We start from the raw sequence: 19317 nt of genomic DNA on the forward strand, positions 1-19317 counted from the left end.
TAGTTATTCTAATTATTCTTTTGAACAAAGTTCAGTTAATACTCCATGCGTTGATTTTGGATGTAAAAACCCAATATTTAATCCCTCTGCACCCTTACGAGAAACTTTATCAATTAACCTTACACCTCTCTCTTCGGCAGTTTGTAATGCTTTTGTTGCATTCTCCACTGCAAAAGCGATATGATGAATCCCTTGACCTTTTTTTTCAATAAACTTACCAATAGGACCATCAGGAGATGTGCTCTCTAGCAATTCTATTTTGGTATTTCCTACCAGAAAAAATGCTGTTTTCACTTTTTGGTCCTCAACTTCTTCAATACTATAGCATTTCATACCAAGTACATCTTCATAATATTTAATTGATTCTTCTAAGTTATTGACAGCTATGCCAATATGTTCAATGTGTGAGATATTCATAATCTATTTTGATTTAAAATTATTTAGGTCTTACTTTTAATTATGCATCAAAGTTAAACCATACCCTATTTTTATTATATGACAGATGTCATGTTATCGATAAATTTACTATAACCTTTTCGTAAATAGCATACCAATTGAAATTATCTATGTAAAGAAGTTTAAAAATTTGATTATAACCAGATTAAATATCCATCATCTAGAAAATAAAAGTGTTGGTATCTTAAAGTTGAGATAGTAAAAAAATAAAAACAAATAATCAATAATACTCCCTATGGTAACAAATTCTAACATTCCCAAAATTTTCATTTGTCATTACATTTAGAGTTTGTACTTTTGACCAAACCAAAAATAAATGAAAAATACCAAATATATTTTCGTAACCGGAGGTGTAACTTCATCACTTGGGAAAGGTATTATTGCTGCTTCTTTAGCAAAATTATTACAAGTTAGAGGCTACTCGGTTACCATCCAAAAATTAGATCCCTATATAAACATAGATCCTGGAACTTTAAATCCTTATGAACATGGAGAATGTTTTGTTACCAATGATGGAGCTGAAACCGATTTGGATTTAGGTCATTATGAAAGATTTTTAAATATTCCTACTTCACAATCTAATAATGTTACTACAGGGAGAATTTACCAATCTGTTATTGATAAAGAGCGTAGAGGAGATTTTTTAGGAAAAACAGTACAGGTTATTCCTCACATTACTGACGAAATTAAAAGAAGAATTCGTCTTTTAGGAAATACTGGTGATTATGATATTGTTATAACTGAAATCGGTGGCACAGTTGGTGATATTGAATCTTTACCTTATGTAGAAGCTGTTAGACAATTAGAATGGGAACTTGGTAGAGAAAATGCTGTGGTAATTCACCTTACTCTAGTGCCTTATCTAGCTGCTGCAGGAGAATTAAAAACCAAACCCACTCAACATTCGGTAAAAATGTTAATGCAAAGTGGTGTAAATCCTGATATTTTAGTTTGCAGAACAGAACACCCAATTGGTGATGATATTAAAAGAAAATTAGCACTATTTTGTAATGTTCAACAAAACGATGTTATTGAATCTATAGATGTAAACACAATTTATGACGTTCCAAATTTAATGTATGATGAAGGGTTGGATGAAGTAGTACTTAATAAGTTAAAATTACCTACAGACCCTAAACCAAATTTAGAACAATGGAATGAGTTTTTACGCAAACATAAAAATCCAAAACACACTGTTGAAATTGGATTAGTTGGTAAATATGTAGAGTTGCAAGATGCATACAAATCTATTTCAGAAGCTTTTATACATGCTGGTTCTTCTCAAGAAATTAATGTAAATTTACATTGGATTCATTCCGAAAGCCTTACCACTGAAAATGCGGCTTCAAAATTAAAAGATTTAAATGGCGTTTTAGTAGCCCCAGGGTTTGGAGTACGCGGTGTGGAAGGCAAAATAAAAGCAATACAATATATAAGAGAAAATAACATTCCTTTTTTAGGAATTTGCCTAGGTATGCAAATGGCTGTTATTGAATTTGCTCGTAATGTATTGAACTTAGAAAACGCTAATTCTACCGAAATGGATAAAAAAACACCTTATCCTGTAATAAATTTAATGGAAGAACAGAAAAATATTTCTAATATGGGTGGAACCATGCGTTTAGGGGCTTGGGATTGCAAATTGGAAAAAGGTACAAAAGTATACGAAGCATATCAAACTGAAATGATTAGTGAACGCCACCGTCATCGTTATGAATTTAACAATGATTATGCTGAAAAATTTAGTAACGCAGGTATGAAAATTTCAGGTGTTAACCCTAAAACTAATTTGGTTGAAACTATAGAAATTCCTGAGCATCCTTATTTTGTAGGTGTTCAATATCATCCGGAATACAAAAGTACAGTACTTAATCCACATCCGTTGTTTGTAGCATTTGTAAAAGCGTGTTTAGAAAGCAAATAACAGTTCAATACCCATAAATGAAAAAAGAAATTACATCGCTATTCTTATTTTTGACAACACTTGTTTTGTTGCCGAGTTGTGAACGCGATGAAATATGTATTGATCCGATAACACCTAAATTATACATCGCATTTTATGATTTGGATGATCCAGAAAGTAAAAAATCTGTAAATAATTTGGCTGTTGAAATTTTAGATGTTGACATTGAAAATAACACGTTAGACACACTTGGAAGAGATTCTATAGGAATTCCTTTAAATATTTACGAAAACAAAACAACAGTAGTATTAACAGCTAATAGTAGAGATAATACTCTTATTAATCAAGATACGATAAGTATAACTTATGATACCGAAGAAGTATTCGTAGGTAGATCTTGTGGTTACAAAATGATTTTTAACAACGTAAACATAACCAAAGGATTTGAAAGCTTAGAAAATCAATGGATTAAAAGTATTTCTATTGAACAAAGAGAAATTGAAAACGAAAACAAAGCACATGTTACGGTACTGCATTAACCTATTGTTTTTACTCGCTTTTACTGTTTCTTATACACAAGGTATTGGTTCAGAGCAAAAGGATACAATTTATTTAAATAAATATGGATTACGAGTTGGAATAGATTTATACAATCCAATACATACTGCTGTAGATAACAATAGAAAAGGATTAGAAATTGTAGGTGATTACCGCATTTCAAAAAAACTTTTTGCCGCCACCGAATTAGGATATCTAGAAAACACCACAGATGAAGATTTTATGAATTTTACCACCAATGGCTCTTATATAAAACTAGGTGTTGATTATAATGCTTATGAGAATTGGTTAGATATGGAGAATATGATTTATGTTGGTTTTAGATATGGATTTAGTGTTTTTAACCATACCTTAAACTCCTATATTATTAATAACGATGCTTTTTATGATGACCTAACCTCTCCTAAAAATGGGCAAAATTTTAACAACTTAAATGCTCATTGGGGAGAAATTATACTAGGTGTAAAAGCAGAAGTATTAACTAACTTATATATGGGCTTCAGTTTTAGTGGAAAAAAGATGATTAGCTCAAAACAACCAAATAATTTTAAAAACTTATTTGTACCTGGGTTTAACCGTGTATTTTTGAATAATTCAGGATTCGGATTTAATTATACAATTTCTTACTTAATTCCGTTTTACAAAAAGGAAAAATAATTATTTTTCCCTATTTTTACTACTCTAAATAAATACATTATGCAAAATATACCAAGCGTAGATTTATCAGATTTTTTATCTAATGATTCTAAAAGAAAAGAAAAATTTGTTAGTGAAATTGGTAAGGCTTATGAAGATATTGGCTTTGTTGCCCTAAAAGGACATTTTTTAAGTGATACTTTAGTTGATAATCTATATAGTGAAATAAAAAAATTCTTCGATTTACCATTAGAAACCAAGCGTAAATATGAAATAGAAGGTATTGGAGGTCAACGTGGTTATGTTTCTTTTGGAAAAGAAAGTGCCAAAGGAAAAAAAGAAGGCGATTTAAAAGAGTTTTGGCATTTTGGACAATATGTAGAAAATGATGAAAAACTTAAAGCTGAATATCCAGATAATGTTATTGTAAAAGAACTTCCTGAATTTAACAACGTAGGTAAAGAAACCTATAAAATGTTAGAAAAAACAGGAGTTTATGTACTAAGAGCTCTTGCCTTATTTTTAGATTTAGATGAATACTACTTTGATAAGTATGTAAAAAATGGAAACAGTATTTTAAGACCAATACATTACCCTCCAATTACTAGAGAACCCAAAAACGCCGTAAGAGCAGCAGCTCATGGCGATATAAATTTAATTACACTATTAATGGGAGCTCAAGGAAAAGGTCTACAAGTACAAAACCATAAAGGCGAATGGATAGATGCCATAGCTGCACCTGATGAATTAGTAATTAATGTCGGCGATATGCTTTCTCGACATTCTAACAACAGATTAAAATCTACCATACACAGGGTAGTAAACCCTCCTAGAGAAAAATGGGGAACTTCACGTTATTCGGTTCCGTTTTTTATGCATCCAATTAGTGAAATGCCACTTAATTGTTTAGAAAATTGCATAGATAATGAACACCCTAAATTATACGAAGATATTACTGCTGGTGATTTTTTAAACGAACGTTTGATAGAGTTAGGTTTAATAAAAAAATAAGTTATTGTACAACCAGAGTTGAAACGTCCGTAATCTTATAGCTAATAAAAAAATGGATTTACAAGATCAATTAAAAAATTTATTTCCTGATCATCAACCTGAAGAAGAGGAAAAACCGATAAAAAAAAGTGATATCTGGTTGCAAGATGATCCTATTATTTGCAAATATGAAAAACGCAAAGGGAAACCTATTACCATATTAGAAGGATATACTGGAGCTACTTCTGATTTTAAAAAATTAGCAAAAGAAATAAAAACCAGCCTAAGTGTTGGAGGCAGTTTTAAAGATGATAAAATAATTATTCAAGGTGATTTTAGAGATAAAATCATGGAAATATTAAAAGAAAAAGGATTTAATGTTAAACGTGTTGGTGGATGATAAAAATTTATACCGAACGCTAACAAACAGTAAAATCTATTTTAAATTTAACACTCTAACAACAGACATACATGATAAAACCTATTCTCCCATCAGAACTTATCCTTAATAAAGACGGTAGCGTTTATCATCTTAATTTAAAACCAGAACAATTAGCTAATACCATTATTTTTGTAGGTGATCAAGATCGAGTAGCTAAGGTTGCCAAGCATTTTGATGAGATTCTTTTTGAAACTCAAAAAAGAGAATTCAAAACCATAACTGGTGTATTTAAAGGTAAAAAAATATCTATAATTTCAACAGGAATTGGCCCTGACAATATAGATATTGTAATGAATGAATTGGATGCTTTAGTAAATATCAATCTAAAAACTAGAACAATAAAACCAGAACATACAAAACTATCTATTGTACGTATAGGTACTTCTGGTTCTTTACAAGATTATATTCCTGTAGATAGCTTTGTTTTAGCCTCTTATGGTTTAGGTATGGATAGTACATTACATGCTTATGACTGTGAACATATTTTAGAAACAGAAATTGAAGACGCTTTTATAAAACATACAAATTGGAGTAATAGAAAAGGAAGACCTTATATAGTAAAAGGCAGTAAAACATTAGAAAACAAATTATTTAGTGACAATACATTTAAAGGGTTTACTGCTACTGCCAATGGTTTTTACGGACCTCAAGGAAGAATATTAAGATTGGCCTTACAAGACGCTACATTAAACTCAAAAATTGACAGTTTTAATTTTAACGATTTAAAAATTACTAATCTTGAAATGGAAACCGCAGCTATATATGGTTTATCTAAATTATTAGGTCATGAAGCCCTATCAATGAATGCTATTATTGCCAATAGAGCAAATGGTACTTTTAGCGACAATCCCAATAAAACTATAGAAAACTTAATTACATATACCTTAAACAAGTTAGTCTAATTATGCAAAAAATAACAATTGGAGGAGTCCCAGAACATTTTAATTTACCTTGGCATTTGGCTATTGAAGACCACAAGTTTGAAGATAAAAATATTGACTTACAATGGAAAGAATTTCCTGGTGGTACGGGAGCTATGTGTACAGCTTTACGAGATAACAGCATAGACATGGCAGTAATACTAACTGAAGGTATTATAAAAGACATTAGCAATGGCAACCCAAGCAAAATTGTAAAAATATATGTTGAGTCTCCTTTGCTTTGGGGAATTCATGTAGCTAAAAACTCTTCCTTTGATTCTGTAGCATCTCTAAAAAATGCCAAAATTGCCATTAGTAGATATGGATCTGGATCTCATTTAATGGCAAAAGTAAATGCAATTAAACAAGGTTTTAATGTTGAAGAACTAGAATATGTTTTAGTTAAAAATTTAGACGGTGGTGTAGCTGCATTATCTGAAGGAACAGCCCATTATTTTATGTGGGAACACTTTATGACTAAACCTTATGTAGATAATGGCACTTTTAGGAGAATTGATAATATAGAAACACCTTGGCCCTGTTTTGTAATAGCAGTTAGAAATAACATTCTTGAAAACAATTCAGAGGCTATCAAAACAATTATAGAAGTAATTAATAAACAACTAGAAAGTTTTAAAACTCCTTTAGAAAACGAGCAGTTAATCAAACTTTTTTCGAAACGCTATCAACTTCAAATAGAAGATGTAAAAACATGGCTATCGTTAACTAAATGGAATAGAGACAAATACGTTTCCATCAAATTAATTAATTCTATTCAAAATAAATTGAAAGCTTTTGACGTTATTAATAAAACAATATCTACAGAGATATTAACCCAAAAACTATTTTAAACCAACTAAAAATCTAGGTTATTAAATAACCTAAAATTGCAATCAACCAACCAATCTGGAGCCATTATAACAGCAATGTTGTAATGGCTTTTTTAATTGAATTATTTAAACATTTTATATCTCTAAACTATAAAAATTTTGGCAAAGTTATTGCGAACCACAAACTAAATAAAAAAATATAGTTTTCTTATGAGTCCATTTAAAATAGCAATATTAAATGTAAACCAATTTAAATTATGCATATATTTGCTGTAACCCATATTCTAATCTAAACAATTTACTAAAATTATTGATCTTGTGTTTTCTGTTTAAATACAAATGGATATATAACACAATAGATAAAAATAAGCTATGAAAATAAAAATACTTTGTTTATTACTGATAATTTCTACATTTAGTTTTAGCCAAACTGATACAGACATATATTTATTTGATTTTATTCAAGGTGATAGTATAATTGTACTTGACAACCCCATTAACATTTCCAACAACAAAGGATATGACAATCAGCCTTCCTTTTTAAATGATGGTTCAGGGGTTTTATATGCCTCTACACGGAACAATCAAACAGATATTGCTCTTTATGACATAGATAATAATGTAAATGTTTGGTTAACCGACACAGAAGCCAGCGAATACTCTCCTATTCAAACTCCTAATAAAAAATACTTTACCACTGTTAGAATGGAAGAAGATGGTAGTCAATTATTATGGATGTATAAATTCAATGGAAAAAAGCAAGAAGTATTAATTGAAGATTTACGTGTTGGCTACCATGCGTGGATTTCTAAAAAAATGCTAGCTTCTTTTGTTATAGATGACCCCTCTATATTAGAAATTTCAAATTTAAAGTACAAAATTAAATATCCAATAGATAAAAATATTGGTAGATCTATATTAAAAATACCAAATACTGAACTATTAAGTATTATTAGTTTAGAACATGAAGAACCTGAAATTTATTCTATTAACCCTGTAAATAGTGAAAAAAAATACCTAGCAGACCCTTTAGAAGATTCTCAAGATTTAGCTTGGACACCAGATGGCACTATGATTATGGGCAAAGATGATAAACTCTATAAATTAAAACCTGGAGTTGACAAAACTTGGGTCCAATTTGCTTCGTTATCTTCTCTTGGTTTAAGTGGTATTACTAGACTTACTATTAGTCCTAATGGTAATAAAATAGCCATTGTTGTAAACGATAACTTAGAATAAAATACAACATTTAAAATAAGTACACACTATTCTCTTTTACTCTCTTATTAAGATTTTTTGAAAGAAAATTTTTAAGTTTGTGCCCTAATAATATATTTAGCCTTAAATTTATAACATAAAATTATTACCTAATGAAGCCCTCTTTTTATTCTTTTTTAGTTGTTATAATTTTTGTTTTAAGTTCTTGTGGTTCTAAAATTATTAAAGAGAAATGGTTAAATAAAGAAGCTCCTGCTATTTTTAAAGCTCGCTTTGAAACTACTAAAGGTAATTTTGATATTGAAGCACACCGTGAATGGTCACCTAAGGCTGTTGACAGGCTATATCAATTAATCTCCACTGATTTTTATACTGACATTGCTTTATTTAGAGTTGTACCAAATTTTGTTGTACAATTTGGTATACATAACAATGCTGAATTGAATAATGCATGGAGCAATTATAAAATTGAAGATGAACCCGTAAAAAAAAGTAATGCAGAAGGTACAATTGCTTTTGCTCGAGGTGGAAAAGAATCTAGAACCACACAATTATTTATTAATTTAAAAAATAATGCCAGATTAGATTCCTTATTTTATAATGACGTTTCTGGATTTCCAGTAATTGCAAAAGTCACTGAAGGAATGGATGTTGTAAAATCTTTCTATGATGGTTATGGTGAAAAGCCTGGGTATAGACAGGATTCAATTCAAAACAAAGGAAATCAATACTTAAAATCTAATTTCCCTAAACTAGATTATATAAAAAAAGCGTATATTGTGAAATAGATTTGTTCTATTTAAATCAATTAGCTGCTCTTTAAAATAATACAAAGGCTTTTATAATTTAGGCACGTTATAAAAAAACATTCCGCAGCTCAGAAAATTTTTAAATTTTCCAAAAACTACGGAATGGGAATTAAATGCAATAAAATAACGTGCCTTCTTTAATAAAAGTATAATTTAGGTTAAAAGGTTTTATTATTTATTTGTTAAATTGAAAATAAAGTGCTTTTTCCTAGTCTTTTTAACATACACTTTTTTTTAAAAAAATTGTTTTTTAACAAAACACATAACAACCATAAAAACCTAAAAATCAATTACATAATTCACACTCATTTTCAACTATTATTTCTATCACTTTAAAAGAATTTTGTAAAAAAAGACAAAAAAAAGTTTAGATAAAATATCTAAACTTGAAATTGTGTTGAAACAAAGAAGTAGACTATAAAAACCCTATTATCTTCTTGAGTAATTAGGTGATTCCTTTGTTATCATAACATCGTGAGGGTGACTTTCATTAATACCTGAAGACGTAATTTTCACAAATTTACCTGTATTTTTTAAAGTTTCAATATCTTTAGCACCACAATAGCCCATTCCTGCACGTAAGCCTCCAATAAACTGATGAATACTTTCAAACAAATCACCTTTATAAGGCACACGGCCAACAATACCTTCAGGTACTAATTTTTTAATATCATCTTCAACATCTTGAAAATAACGATCTTTACTTCCTTGTCTCATCGCCTCAACAGACCCCATACCTCTATAAGACTTAAACTTTCTACCTTCGTAAATAATGGTTTCTCCCGGAGACTCTTTAGTTCCTGCTAATAAAGAACCTAGCATTACTGTATCTGCCCCTGCAGCAATAGCTTTAGGAATATCTCCAGTATACCGTATACCTCCATCGGCAATTACAGGTACACCACTTCCTTTTATGGCTGCTGCCACCTCTAACACTGCAGAAAATTGTGGAAAACCAACTCCAGCTACTACTCTGGTTGTACAAATTGATCCAGGTCCAATACCTACTTTAACGGCATCTGCTCCTGCTTCAACTAAATATTTTGCAGCTTCTGGCGTAGCAATATTACCAACAACCACATCAATATCTTTAAATTTTTTCTTAATTTCTTTAAGTACGGCAACCACCCCTTTCGTGTGTCCATGAGCCGTATCAATAATTAACGCGTCAACCCCAGCATTAATTAAAGCTTCTGCTCTATCCATAACATCTGAAGTTACCCCAATTGCTGCTGCAACACGCAATCTACCATAAGTATCTTTATTTGCAATTGGTTTCTGAGTAACTTTAGTAATATCTCTAAACGTTATTAAACCTTCTAACTTATCCCCTTTAACAATTAATAATTTTTCAATTTTATGCTGTTGAAGTATTTTTTCAGCATCCTTTAGTGAGGTTCCTACAGGAGCTGTTATTAAATTTTCACTAGTCATTACCTCAACTATTGGTTTTTTATTTCCATGCTCAAAACGCAAATCTCTATTGGTCACAATCCCTTTCAGCATCCCATTATCATCAACAATAGGAATACCTCCAATACTATGTTCTCGCATACAATTCTTAGCATCTCCAACAGTAGCAGTAACTGATAAAGTTACAGGATCTATAATCATACCCGACTCAGCCCGTTTTACTCTTCTAACCTCAATAGCCTGCTGTTCTGCTGACATATTTTTATGAAGTACACCAATACCGCCTTCACGAGCCATTGCAATTGCCATAGCTGATTCTGTTACCGTGTCCATAGCTGCAGACACAATAGGCACATTAATAGTTATGTTTTTAGTAAATTTAGTTTCTATATTAACTTCACGAGGTAAAACTTCTGAAAAAGCGGGAACTAGAAGTACATCATCGTAGGTTAAACCTTCTCCAACAATTTTTGGATTTTGAGTATTCATGGGCAATTAAATTTATGCAGTGATCTAATTTATACCAAATTCCCCAAAGTCTCAGGGCTATAAACAAATAAAAATTAGCTCAATATTAATTGCACGCGAATTTACAATTTTTATTTCGACTAGCTTTATTATCATAAGATTAATTCTAATTTTATTTCCAATTTTTAGTTTTTGACTTGGCTATAAAATTTATTATTATGACAGTGCTACCAGTCAATAGTTGGTAAATTTCTACTTTTCAAAAAAGCATTAGCTTTACTAAAGTGCTTATTTCCAAACCAATAACCTCTATTGGCACTTAATGGAGAAGGATGCCCACTTGTTAAAACATAGTGATTCTGACTATTAATTAATTTCGCTTTCTTTTTTGCATAACCACCCCAAAGTAAAAAAACAACATCCTTTTTATATTGTGAAATTTGCGAAATTACTGTATCAGTAAATTTTTCCCACCCTTTATTTTGATGAGAAGCCGCTTGATGTGCCCTAACGGTTAATGTTGCATTTAACAATAACACCCCTTGCTTTGCCCAACGCTCTAAATCTCCATTTTCTGGAATAGGTTTTCCAATATCAGATTCTATTTCTTTAAAAATATTTTGTAACGATGGTGGAAAAGGAATATTTGGCTTTACAGAAAAACACAATCCGTTAGCCTGCCCTACGCCATGATAAGGATCTTGACCTATAATGACAACTTTTAAATTATCAAATGAACAATAATCAAAAGCTGCAAAAATATCTTTACCTTTTGGATAACAGGTATATAAAGAGTATTCTTTCTTTACAAAGGAAACAAGATTCTTAAAATAATCAGCTTTAAACTCTTGTTCTAAAATAGGTTTCCAACTTTTTGCAATTTTCACATCCATACACTCAACTTTTGACAACGTCTTAAATAGAAAAGACTATTTTTTTAGTTACTTTTGTTCGACCAAAAATACAATTTTGAGTAGGAAAATTACTAACAAAACACTTAAAGATTTAGAGTTTAATGTCGTATTGAGCAAGATTGCTGATTATTGCCATTCTGACTTAGGAAAAAATGCCGTACTGGATATTAAGCCTATTCAAGACAAATCAAAACTAATTGCTCAATTACATCAAACTAATGAATATTTAGCCTCGTTCGAAAATGAGAACCGAATACCTAATCATAATTTTGATGACATAACAAAAGAAATTCACCTTCTAGGTATTGAAAATAGTTTTTTAGAGGCTACGTCTTTTAAAAAAGTTGCACAATTATCAGAAACCGTTATTGATTTACTTACATTTTTTAAAAAATTTGCTGAATACTTTCCTACTTTATTTGAAAGTTCTGAAAAAATTGAGTTCACAACAAGCATTCATGAAAGTATCCATAAAATTATAAATCGTTTTGGTGAAGTTTCTGATAACGCTAGTGTCGAATTAAAAGCTATCCGAAAAGAAATAAATACGGTACGAGGTGAAATTAGCATAAGTTTTACCAAAGCACTTAATTACTATGCTAGTAATGGATATTTAGACGATATTAGAGAGTCTGTAATTGACAACCAACGTGTTTTGGCAGTACAAGCAATGCACAGAAAAAAGGTTAAAGGCTCTTTATTAGGCAATTCTAAAACAGGTAGTATTGTTTATATAGCCCCTGAAGCCACGTTAAAAATTAGTAGAAAATTACAAGATTTAATTTACGAAGAGTCTCAAGAAGTAGTCAAAATATTAAAAGAACTAAGCAATCAAATAAGGCCCTATAAAAATACATTAGAACAATACCAACAATACCTAACACAGTTAGATGTAATTGCAGCCAAAACCAAATATGCACTAAATATTAAAGGGTTATTACCTAAAATTTCTAATGAAAAAAAAGTATTGTTACGTGATGCATATCACCCAATTTTATTAGAAACAAATAGTAAAAAAAATATTAAAACTATACCACAAACATTAGAACTTAATCAACAGCAACAAATCATTGTTATTTCTGGACCTAATGCTGGTGGAAAAAGTATCACACTCAAAACCATTGGGTTGTTGCAAGTAATGATTCAGTCTGCAATATTAATTCCTGTACATGAACGAAGTGAAGTTTACTTTTTTGACACAATATTAACTGATATTGGAGATAATCAATCTATTGAAAATCAATTAAGTACATACAGTTACCGATTAAAAAACATGCGTGATTTTTTACGCAAATGCAATAACAACACCTTGTTTTTAATAGATGAATTTGGCACAGGTAGTGATCCTGAATTAGGTGGAGCATTAGCTGAAATATTCTTAGAAGAATTTTATGACAAAAATGCTTTTGGAGTTATAACAACACACTACTCTAATTTAAAAGTATTAGCTAATGAACTTGACAATGTAACTAATGCCAATATGCAGTTTGATGAAAAAACATTAGAACCTCTTTTTAAACTTTTTATAGGACAAGCTGGTAGTTCATTTACTTTTGAAGTAGCTCAAAAAAACGGCATTCCGTTCCGGTTAATTAATAGAGCAAAAAAGAAGGTTGAACGTGGTAAAATACGATTAGATAAAACAATATCTAAATTACAAAAAGAGCGTAATAAACTACAACGAACATCAGAAAGTTTAGAAAAAGAACAGCATAAAGCTAAACTACATACAGACACACTTTCTGAGAAAGAACTTAAACTTCAAGAAAAATTAGAAAGCTTCCAAGAGCTTTATGACAATAATCAAAAAATGCTATCCATTGGTCGAAAGATTAATGAAATAGCAAATACCTATTTTCAATCTAATAATAAAAAGAAATTGTTAGCAGACTTTATGAAATGGATTTTGATTGAAAAAAACAAATACGTTAAATTGCACAAACCTCACAAAAAAAATAAGATCCAAAAGAAAAAAGAAATTGAAATAAAAAGAAAGACTGAGAAAAAATTAGACGAGGTAAAAAAAGAGGTTTTAGTAGAAGTAAAAAAAATTAGGCATAAAAAGAATACTCTTAAAAAGAAAATAGAAAAGGCTAAAGCCGATTACGTATTTAAAGTTAATGACCGGGTTCGATTACCTGATGGTAAATCTGTTGGTACTATTGACAACATCGAAAAAAATATAGCCACAATTAACTACGGACTTTTTACTACCAAAGTAAATACCAAACAGCTAGAATTGGTTGAAGCTGCTAAAAATTAAAGCTACATCACTCAAAATTACACATTTACATTTTTTTGCTTATTTTTAACACAACAAAATATTAACTAAACCTACAAAAATGAAGAAACTATTAGCATTGGTGCTAATTCTTTTATTTGTTCTATGGGCTTGGTTCGGATGGCAATGGTATAAAAATAATATGCTCTGTTGTGATGAATCTACTCCTTTAGAAACAAAAGAAACTGCATCACCAGCAAAAGAAGTGGTCAAATATGGACCACTAGTTTTTAACTGGAATTCAGAGAAACCTCTGACTAACGACCTTTGGATAAACAAAAGAAGGGAAATCCTATCTGCAAATACGGATGGTAAAATTCTAAGTATTATTGGTCCTTACTACAAAGACGAAATAAACAAAACCTCTTTTGAAAATTTAGGATTAGCCAGAGCAGATGCGATAAGAAAAATGCTATCTGATTCTATTGATATGAAAAGAATGGAAATTAATAGTAAATTAATTAGAGATTCTGAAGAAGCCAAAATTGAACCTTTTGGAGGTACCGTTTTAGAGTGGAAAATTAGAAATGAAAATATTCAAGAAGTTGAAAACAAAACGCTATTTTATTTCCCTTACAACTCCACACAAAAAATTGAAAATAAAAACATTAACAATTACTTAAAAAACGTTGCTGAAGCTTTAAAAGACACTGATAAAAAAGTAATTCTCATCGGACATACAGACAATAAAGGAAACCCCGGTTATAATATGAGGTTAGGATTAGAAAGAGCTAAAGCCATAAAAAACATCTTGGTAGACTTAGGAGTACCTCAAAATAGAATTTCTGTTGGAACAGAGGGAGAAAATAATCCTATAGCATCAAATGACACAGAAGAAGGTATGACGAAAAACCGAAGAGTAGAATTAGAAATAGAATAAACAACTAAAAAAATAAAATTATGTTAGCATTACAAATAAATACAACAAGTTGCGATGGTTCAGACATGTTCTGGTGGTGGTTTTTATGGCTACTAGGAGCCTTTATATTAGGTATTATTTTAGGCTGGTTATTGTCAAAACTTTTTAGTAATACCACTACTGATAAAACAGACTATTCTTCCAAAATAAGAAGTTTAGAAGCAGAATTAGCTGGTTGCAAAAAAGAAAAAAATGTTTTAGCTGCAAGTGCAGCGGCTACGACAGCTTCATTAGCTGCAACAGTAGTTCCTAAAAAAGCTGATGACTCTGTAAAAGATGACTTGACTAAAATAGAAGGTATTGGTCCTAAAATTAAAGGCTTGTTAAATGATGATGGTATATGGAGTTTTAAACAACTTTCTGAATCAACTGTAGAAAAATTGCAGAAAATATTAGACGATGCAGGACCTCGTTATAGAGTTCATAATCCAAAAACCTGGGCTGATCAAGCTAAACTAGCTGCTCAAGACAAATGGGATGAGCTAAAAAAATGGCAAAATGAATTAAAAGGCGGTCTATAATTTTAATAGAACAAACATTTAACAACTTACTGTTAGATAAAATCCCGTAGAACTTAATGGTTCTACGGGATTTTTTTTAAGCAAATTATTCAGCATATCGTTCCATCTCTCTATCATAAAAAGAAGAAGCTTGCTCTATTAAATCATTAATTTCATTTGTTAATTCTTCTTGATTTTCTCCAGTAACATCTTCTAGCCATTCAATTTCATCATTAACTAAGTTAATAATAAACTGAGGATAATCTGTATGTATAATAAAAATATCATCCGGAAAATCAGTATTATCTCCAAGTAAAAATTTAGGTAATTTCATAAGTATTCACTGTTTTACATTTATTTAATAAGTTTCTTTGCCTACATCTGCATCTATATATAACTTTACTTTAATAAAAATTATAACACCTGCTTAAGTATTTCGGCATACATTTTTTCTCCAACATTTTCTCCATATAAATTTTTCGAAAAGTCAGAGGTCTTTGATTTAAAATAATCAAAAGCCTCAACTAACTTTAAGGAATTACTTCCAACAGTTTTTGCAAATCCATTTTCAACCAACTCAATCCATTCAGTTTCTTCTCTTACAATAATACAGTGTTTTTTATTATAATAAGATTCTTTTTGTAGCCCTCCACTATCCGTTATTACCAACTTACAGTTATTTAACAAGGATAGCATATCAAAATATCCTACTGGTGCTATAGTAGTAACAGCTGTTTTAATACTATTTGCTTCTAAAGCAATTTTTGTTCTTGGATGTAGTGGCATTATTACGCTACAAGTTTTAGAAATCTGATCCAAGCCTGAAAAAATTGATTTTAAATTACTAATACTATTGGTGTTATCTTGTCTATGAATAGTAGCTAAAACAAAATTATCTTTCTCTAACCGTAAATCTTTACATAATGTTGATTTTTCATTTGCCATTTGAGAGTAATAAGCCACAGCATCTTTCATTATATCTCCTGATTTAACTACCTTATTTGAAGAATTAATTCCTTCTTTTTTTAAGTTAGCAACACCAACATCGGTAGGACATAATAGTAAATCGGATATAGCATCAGTAGCAATTCTATTAATTTCTTCTGGCATATTCATATTAAAAGAGCGTAGTCCTGCTTCTATATGTATAACCTTAATACCTAATTTTTTTGCAGCAATAACCCCTGCTAATGTAGAATTAGTATCTCCATAGACAATCACGGCAGAGGGCTGTTCTTTTAATAATATTTTTTCAATACCAATTAACATTTGCCCAGTCATACCAGCATGGCCAAGCCTATTAATATGTAAATTATATTTTGGTTTTGGTATTTCCATTTCATAAAAAAACACATCGCTCATGTTCTGATCAAAATGTTGACCTGTATGTACAATTACTTCTTCAATTTGTTGATATTCCTTAATTATTCTACTTAAAACCGCAGCCTTTACAAATTGCGGTCTTGCCCCTAAAATGGTTACTATTTTTTTCATATCACCACATCGTTTAATACGTTTATCAATTTTTTTGTCAAAACCTTACGATGATATTGTTCTATATTAATTGAATTACAGATTAAATTGTCTTTTTTGTAATTACTATACATTTCTAAAATTTTTTCTTTTAGATTTACACTATCATTAAAATCTATTATAGAACCCGAGTTTGTTATAGAAATTATATCAGCCAAATCTCCATCAGTTGGACCTACAGCTAATATTGGACGTTGTGCTTGTAAATATTCAAATATTTTTCCCGTAATAATTCCTTTTGCACTAGGTACATTATTTACTAGTAATAATAATACTTGTGCTCTTTTTTGAAATTCAACGACTTTATAATGCGGAACATAATCTATAATTTTTGTGTACGATTTTAAATTTTTGTTTGACATCTCTTCTATAACTTCATCTGCTAATTTACCAACAAAAACCAATTCAAAATCTTTAGCAAAATTTTCATTTTCATCTATTAATTCTTCAAGTACCTTAAATAATATTTTAGGATTTCTATCTGCATTTACTAAACCAATATGAACTATAGTAAATTTTTTATCAAGTACAATACTTGAGTTATTTATTTCACCATCAAAACCATTTGTAATAACCTCTACCTTACTATTGTACTTCAAAAAATTTTCTTTCATCGCATTACCAACTACTAAAACACTGTCAGCCGAACTTACCACTTGTTTTTCTAATTGATTATGCTTTTTAATTGACTTTTTAGTTAACGGCAATTGATGAAAATAATCAATATCTGTCCATGGATCACGAAAATCAGCTATCCATTTAATGTTTCGTTTTTTTTGTAATTGCAAACCTATTAAATGCAAACTATGTGGAGGTCCGGTAGTAATAACTGCATCAATATTATTATTTTTAAGATACTCAGTTAAATAATTAATAGATGGTTTTATCCAAAATTTTCTAGCATCTGGTATAAAATAATTAGCTCTAATGTATTGCAATATTTTTCCAAAAAAAGTAGGATTTTGGTTTAAAAAACCCGCACTAGTCTTTTTATTTTTATTTCCAAAAAAATTTAAAATATCATTAGGTTCTTTTATAGGTTGACACAATACTTTAACAGATTTAGGAACCTCTTTTTGCAAGGTATCATCTTCAATAGCATAGTTTGGCTTGTCTACTGTATATACAATAGGTTCAACATCAAATTGCGTAAGGTACTTTACAAATTTTAACCAACGTTGAACGCCAGATCCGCCTGCAGGAGGCCAATAATATGTAATAATTAAAACTTTCAAACTTTTAATTTATCATATAAATTAACTAATTTTAAGCTTTCCTCATCCCAATTTTCACCTTTATCCATAACAGCCATATAAGCATGTTCAGTTTTATATTTTAACCCTTCGTAATTTCTATAGGCCTCTACCACTTTTAAAGCAAAATCGTCAGAATTATCAGCTTCAAAAACCAAACCTGCATCGTACTTTTCAACAATTCGTTTTAATGGTTTACAAGAACTTACTAATAATAAACTTCTACTCATCATAATTTGAAATAATTTATGCGGAATAGTATTATCTGTATGTTCATTAGCCTTATGAGGAATAATATTTAAATTAGATTTTTTCATTATGGTAGCCACCTCATTGAAAGGTCTATACCCAACAAATTTTACACTACTTTCTAATTTAAGCTCACTAACTAATGCTCGTAATTTTTGTTCAACATCAAAACTACCTTTACCTATTAAGAATAATTTAGCTTTAGGCACATCTCTGAGTATTTTTTGCATTGCTTTAATGGCTGTATCTAATCCTCTATGTGGACCAAACCCACCAACATAAGTTATTGAAAAACAATTGTTATCTAATATACTTTGGGCTACCTCTAAATTAAAATTTTTAGAAAAATCTTTCTTTTCATAATTGGAAATCACTACAAGTTTTTCAGACGCAATTTTAAAATTATGAATCAGTTTTTCTTTCATTTCTTCAACAACACATACAATTTTATCGTATCTATTACAGTATTTTTCTTCTTTTTTTGACCAATTTTTAGGGTTAAAAAAAATGGTATTTTTTAATCTAATAAGTTTACTTTTTTTCCAAGAGAACCAAGTTTTTAAAGCTTCAGGATAATTTTCGTGTAAGTCTAAAATTATATTTTTTTTAATTCTATTCTTAAATGCATACCCTGTCCCAGCTAATGGTAAATCATGAACATGCAAAAATTCAACAGAATAATTCTTTAAAACTTTCTTTAAATTAAAATAGAAAAACGGATTAATATCAGTAACACTTTCTATGATATCATTTATTCCTTTTTTATAAAGAGAATAATTTTTACCAATTCTATAAATATGAACTCCGTTAATTATTTCTTGTTTAATTTGATTTTGTTTTCGAGGACAAACAACCAACACATTCTTACCAAATTCAGCTAAAGACTCTGCTTCTTTTCGTACTCTAATATCTTGTGGGTAAGCCCCATCTAAAAGCATGCAGATAAAATTCATCAAAAAAATTAATTTAATTTTAGCATTTACAAATTTTAGAAATATATTATCTATTTCTCTTTTTTAATAATA

At 29.9% G+C, this 19317-nt stretch carries 19 protein-coding genes; 12 read left to right on the top strand and 7 right to left on the bottom strand.

Going from position 1 to position 19317, the window contains the following annotated elements; genetic code table 11:
- Positions 1-12: 12 nt before the first annotated feature.
- Positions 13-417 (bottom strand): methylmalonyl-CoA epimerase, encoded by a 405-nt coding sequence (gene mce, locus EGM88_RS01855; protein WP_123896266.1) that lies wholly within the window; start codon positions 415-417, stop codon positions 13-15.
- 355 nt (positions 418-772) lie between these two features.
- Between mce and EGM88_RS01860 the strand changes: the two genes are divergently transcribed.
- From EGM88_RS01860 to EGM88_RS01900, 9 genes are all read left to right on the top strand, one after another.
- Positions 773-2380, top strand: a complete 1608-nt coding sequence (locus tag EGM88_RS01860) for a CTP synthase (RefSeq protein ID WP_123896267.1) — start codon at positions 773-775, stop codon at positions 2378-2380.
- Between the two features lie 17 nt (positions 2381-2397).
- Positions 2398-2898, top strand: a complete 501-nt coding sequence (locus EGM88_RS01865; RefSeq protein ID WP_123896268.1) for a DUF6452 family protein — start codon at positions 2398-2400, stop codon at positions 2896-2898.
- Positions 2879-3574, top strand: coding sequence for a DUF6048 family protein (locus EGM88_RS01870; RefSeq protein ID WP_123896269.1), 696 nt, complete (start codon positions 2879-2881; stop codon positions 3572-3574). Before EGM88_RS01865 ends, EGM88_RS01870 begins: the two co-directional genes overlap by 20 nt.
- Positions 3575-3613: 39 nt before the next feature.
- Entirely contained in the window at positions 3614-4564 is a 951-nt protein-coding gene (locus EGM88_RS01875; RefSeq protein ID WP_123896270.1) for an isopenicillin N synthase family dioxygenase, read from the top strand.
- Between the two features lie 52 nt (positions 4565-4616).
- The gene (locus EGM88_RS01880; protein WP_123896271.1) at positions 4617-4943 is read left to right on the top strand and encodes a translation initiation factor; all 327 of its coding nucleotides are present in this window, start codon (positions 4617-4619) and stop codon (positions 4941-4943) included.
- A gap of 71 nt (positions 4944-5014) precedes the next feature.
- Positions 5015-5887: a nucleoside phosphorylase gene (locus tag EGM88_RS01885; RefSeq protein WP_123896272.1), complete on the top strand. Its 873-nt coding sequence runs from the start codon at positions 5015-5017 to the stop codon at positions 5885-5887.
- 2 nt (positions 5888-5889) lie between these two features.
- Positions 5890-6756: a substrate-binding domain-containing protein gene (locus tag EGM88_RS01890; protein ID WP_123896273.1), complete on the top strand. Its 867-nt coding sequence runs from the start codon at positions 5890-5892 to the stop codon at positions 6754-6756.
- Positions 6757-7107: 351 nt separating this feature from the next.
- The gene (locus EGM88_RS01895) at positions 7108-7974 is read left to right on the top strand and encodes a TolB family protein (protein WP_123896274.1); all 867 of its coding nucleotides are present in this window, start codon (positions 7108-7110) and stop codon (positions 7972-7974) included.
- 131 nt (positions 7975-8105) lie between these two features.
- The gene (locus EGM88_RS01900) at positions 8106-8741 is read left to right on the top strand and encodes a peptidylprolyl isomerase (protein WP_123896275.1); all 636 of its coding nucleotides are present in this window, start codon (positions 8106-8108) and stop codon (positions 8739-8741) included.
- Between the two features lie 450 nt (positions 8742-9191).
- Here the strand turns inward: EGM88_RS01900 and guaB are convergent, their stop codons facing one another.
- Complete coding sequence (guaB, locus tag EGM88_RS01905) at positions 9192-10664, bottom strand: IMP dehydrogenase (RefSeq protein ID WP_123896276.1); 1473 nt, start codon at positions 10662-10664, stop codon at positions 9192-9194.
- 206 nt (positions 10665-10870) lie between these two features.
- Positions 10871-11536 carry a uracil-DNA glycosylase gene (locus tag EGM88_RS01910; protein WP_123896277.1) on the bottom strand — a complete coding sequence of 222 codons (666 nt, stop codon included), beginning with the start codon at positions 11534-11536 and terminating at the stop codon, positions 10871-10873.
- A gap of 76 nt (positions 11537-11612) precedes the next feature.
- Here EGM88_RS01910 and EGM88_RS01915 point away from each other — a divergent pair, with 76 nt between their 5' ends.
- From EGM88_RS01915 to EGM88_RS01925, 3 genes are all read left to right on the top strand, one after another.
- Entirely contained in the window at positions 11613-13820 is a 2208-nt protein-coding gene (locus tag EGM88_RS01915; protein ID WP_123896278.1) for an endonuclease MutS2, read from the top strand.
- A gap of 79 nt (positions 13821-13899) precedes the next feature.
- The gene (locus EGM88_RS01920; RefSeq protein WP_123896279.1) at positions 13900-14718 is read left to right on the top strand and encodes an OmpA family protein; all 819 of its coding nucleotides are present in this window, start codon (positions 13900-13902) and stop codon (positions 14716-14718) included.
- 20 nt (positions 14719-14738) lie between these two features.
- Entirely contained in the window at positions 14739-15278 is a 540-nt protein-coding gene (locus EGM88_RS01925) for a hypothetical protein (protein WP_238988343.1), read from the top strand.
- Between the two features lie 85 nt (positions 15279-15363).
- Here EGM88_RS01925 and EGM88_RS01930 read toward each other — a convergent pair whose 3' ends face one another.
- The 4 genes from EGM88_RS01930 to EGM88_RS01945 form a co-directional block, all read right to left on the bottom strand.
- Entirely contained in the window at positions 15364-15591 is a 228-nt protein-coding gene (locus tag EGM88_RS01930) for a hypothetical protein (RefSeq protein WP_123896280.1), read from the bottom strand.
- 80 nt (positions 15592-15671) lie between these two features.
- Positions 15672-16751, bottom strand: coding sequence for a non-hydrolyzing UDP-N-acetylglucosamine 2-epimerase (gene wecB / locus EGM88_RS01935; RefSeq protein ID WP_123896281.1), 1080 nt, complete (start codon positions 16749-16751; stop codon positions 15672-15674).
- Positions 16748-18025, bottom strand: a complete 1278-nt coding sequence (locus EGM88_RS01940) for a glycosyltransferase family 4 protein (RefSeq protein ID WP_123896282.1) — start codon at positions 18023-18025, stop codon at positions 16748-16750. The genes wecB and EGM88_RS01940 overlap by 4 nt, the downstream gene beginning before the upstream one ends.
- Positions 18022-19245: a glycosyltransferase gene (locus EGM88_RS01945; protein ID WP_123896283.1), complete on the bottom strand. Its 1224-nt coding sequence runs from the start codon at positions 19243-19245 to the stop codon at positions 18022-18024. Before EGM88_RS01945 ends, EGM88_RS01940 begins: the two co-directional genes overlap by 4 nt.
- Between the last annotated feature and the right edge of the window lie 72 nt (positions 19246-19317).

The organism is Aureibaculum marinum (assembly GCF_003813905.1).
GTDB lineage: Bacteria > Bacteroidota > Bacteroidia > Flavobacteriales > Flavobacteriaceae > Aureibaculum > Aureibaculum marinum.

Excerpts from the sequence above, each read along its gene's own strand:
- mce (WP_123896266.1), bottom strand. The coding sequence starts at position 417 with ATGAATATCTCACACATTGAACATATTGGCATAGCTGTCAATAACTTA.
- EGM88_RS01860 (WP_123896267.1), top strand. The coding sequence starts at position 773 with ATGAAAAATACCAAATATATTTTCGTAACCGGAGGTGTAACTTCATCA.
- EGM88_RS01865 (WP_123896268.1), top strand. The coding sequence starts at position 2,398 with ATGAAAAAAGAAATTACATCGCTATTCTTATTTTTGACAACACTTGTT.
- EGM88_RS01870 (WP_123896269.1), top strand. The coding sequence starts at position 2,879 with ATGTTACGGTACTGCATTAACCTATTGTTTTTACTCGCTTTTACTGTT.
- EGM88_RS01875 (WP_123896270.1), top strand. The coding sequence starts at position 3,614 with ATGCAAAATATACCAAGCGTAGATTTATCAGATTTTTTATCTAATGAT.
- EGM88_RS01880 (WP_123896271.1), top strand. The coding sequence starts at position 4,617 with ATGGATTTACAAGATCAATTAAAAAATTTATTTCCTGATCATCAACCT.
- EGM88_RS01885 (WP_123896272.1), top strand. The coding sequence starts at position 5,015 with ATGATAAAACCTATTCTCCCATCAGAACTTATCCTTAATAAAGACGGT.
- EGM88_RS01890 (WP_123896273.1), top strand. The coding sequence starts at position 5,890 with ATGCAAAAAATAACAATTGGAGGAGTCCCAGAACATTTTAATTTACCT.
- EGM88_RS01895 (WP_123896274.1), top strand. The coding sequence starts at position 7,108 with ATGAAAATAAAAATACTTTGTTTATTACTGATAATTTCTACATTTAGT.
- EGM88_RS01900 (WP_123896275.1), top strand. The coding sequence starts at position 8,106 with ATGAAGCCCTCTTTTTATTCTTTTTTAGTTGTTATAATTTTTGTTTTA.
- guaB (WP_123896276.1), bottom strand. The coding sequence starts at position 10,664 with ATGAATACTCAAAATCCAAAAATTGTTGGAGAAGGTTTAACCTACGAT.
- EGM88_RS01910 (WP_123896277.1), bottom strand. The coding sequence starts at position 11,536 with ATGGATGTGAAAATTGCAAAAAGTTGGAAACCTATTTTAGAACAAGAG.
- EGM88_RS01920 (WP_123896279.1), top strand. The coding sequence starts at position 13,900 with ATGAAGAAACTATTAGCATTGGTGCTAATTCTTTTATTTGTTCTATGG.
- EGM88_RS01925 (WP_238988343.1), top strand. The coding sequence starts at position 14,739 with ATGTTAGCATTACAAATAAATACAACAAGTTGCGATGGTTCAGACATG.
- EGM88_RS01930 (WP_123896280.1), bottom strand. The coding sequence starts at position 15,591 with ATGAAATTACCTAAATTTTTACTTGGAGATAATACTGATTTTCCGGAT.
- wecB (WP_123896281.1), bottom strand. The coding sequence starts at position 16,751 with ATGAAAAAAATAGTAACCATTTTAGGGGCAAGACCGCAATTTGTAAAG.
- EGM88_RS01945 (WP_123896283.1), bottom strand. The coding sequence starts at position 19,245 with ATGAATTTTATCTGCATGCTTTTAGATGGGGCTTACCCACAAGATATT.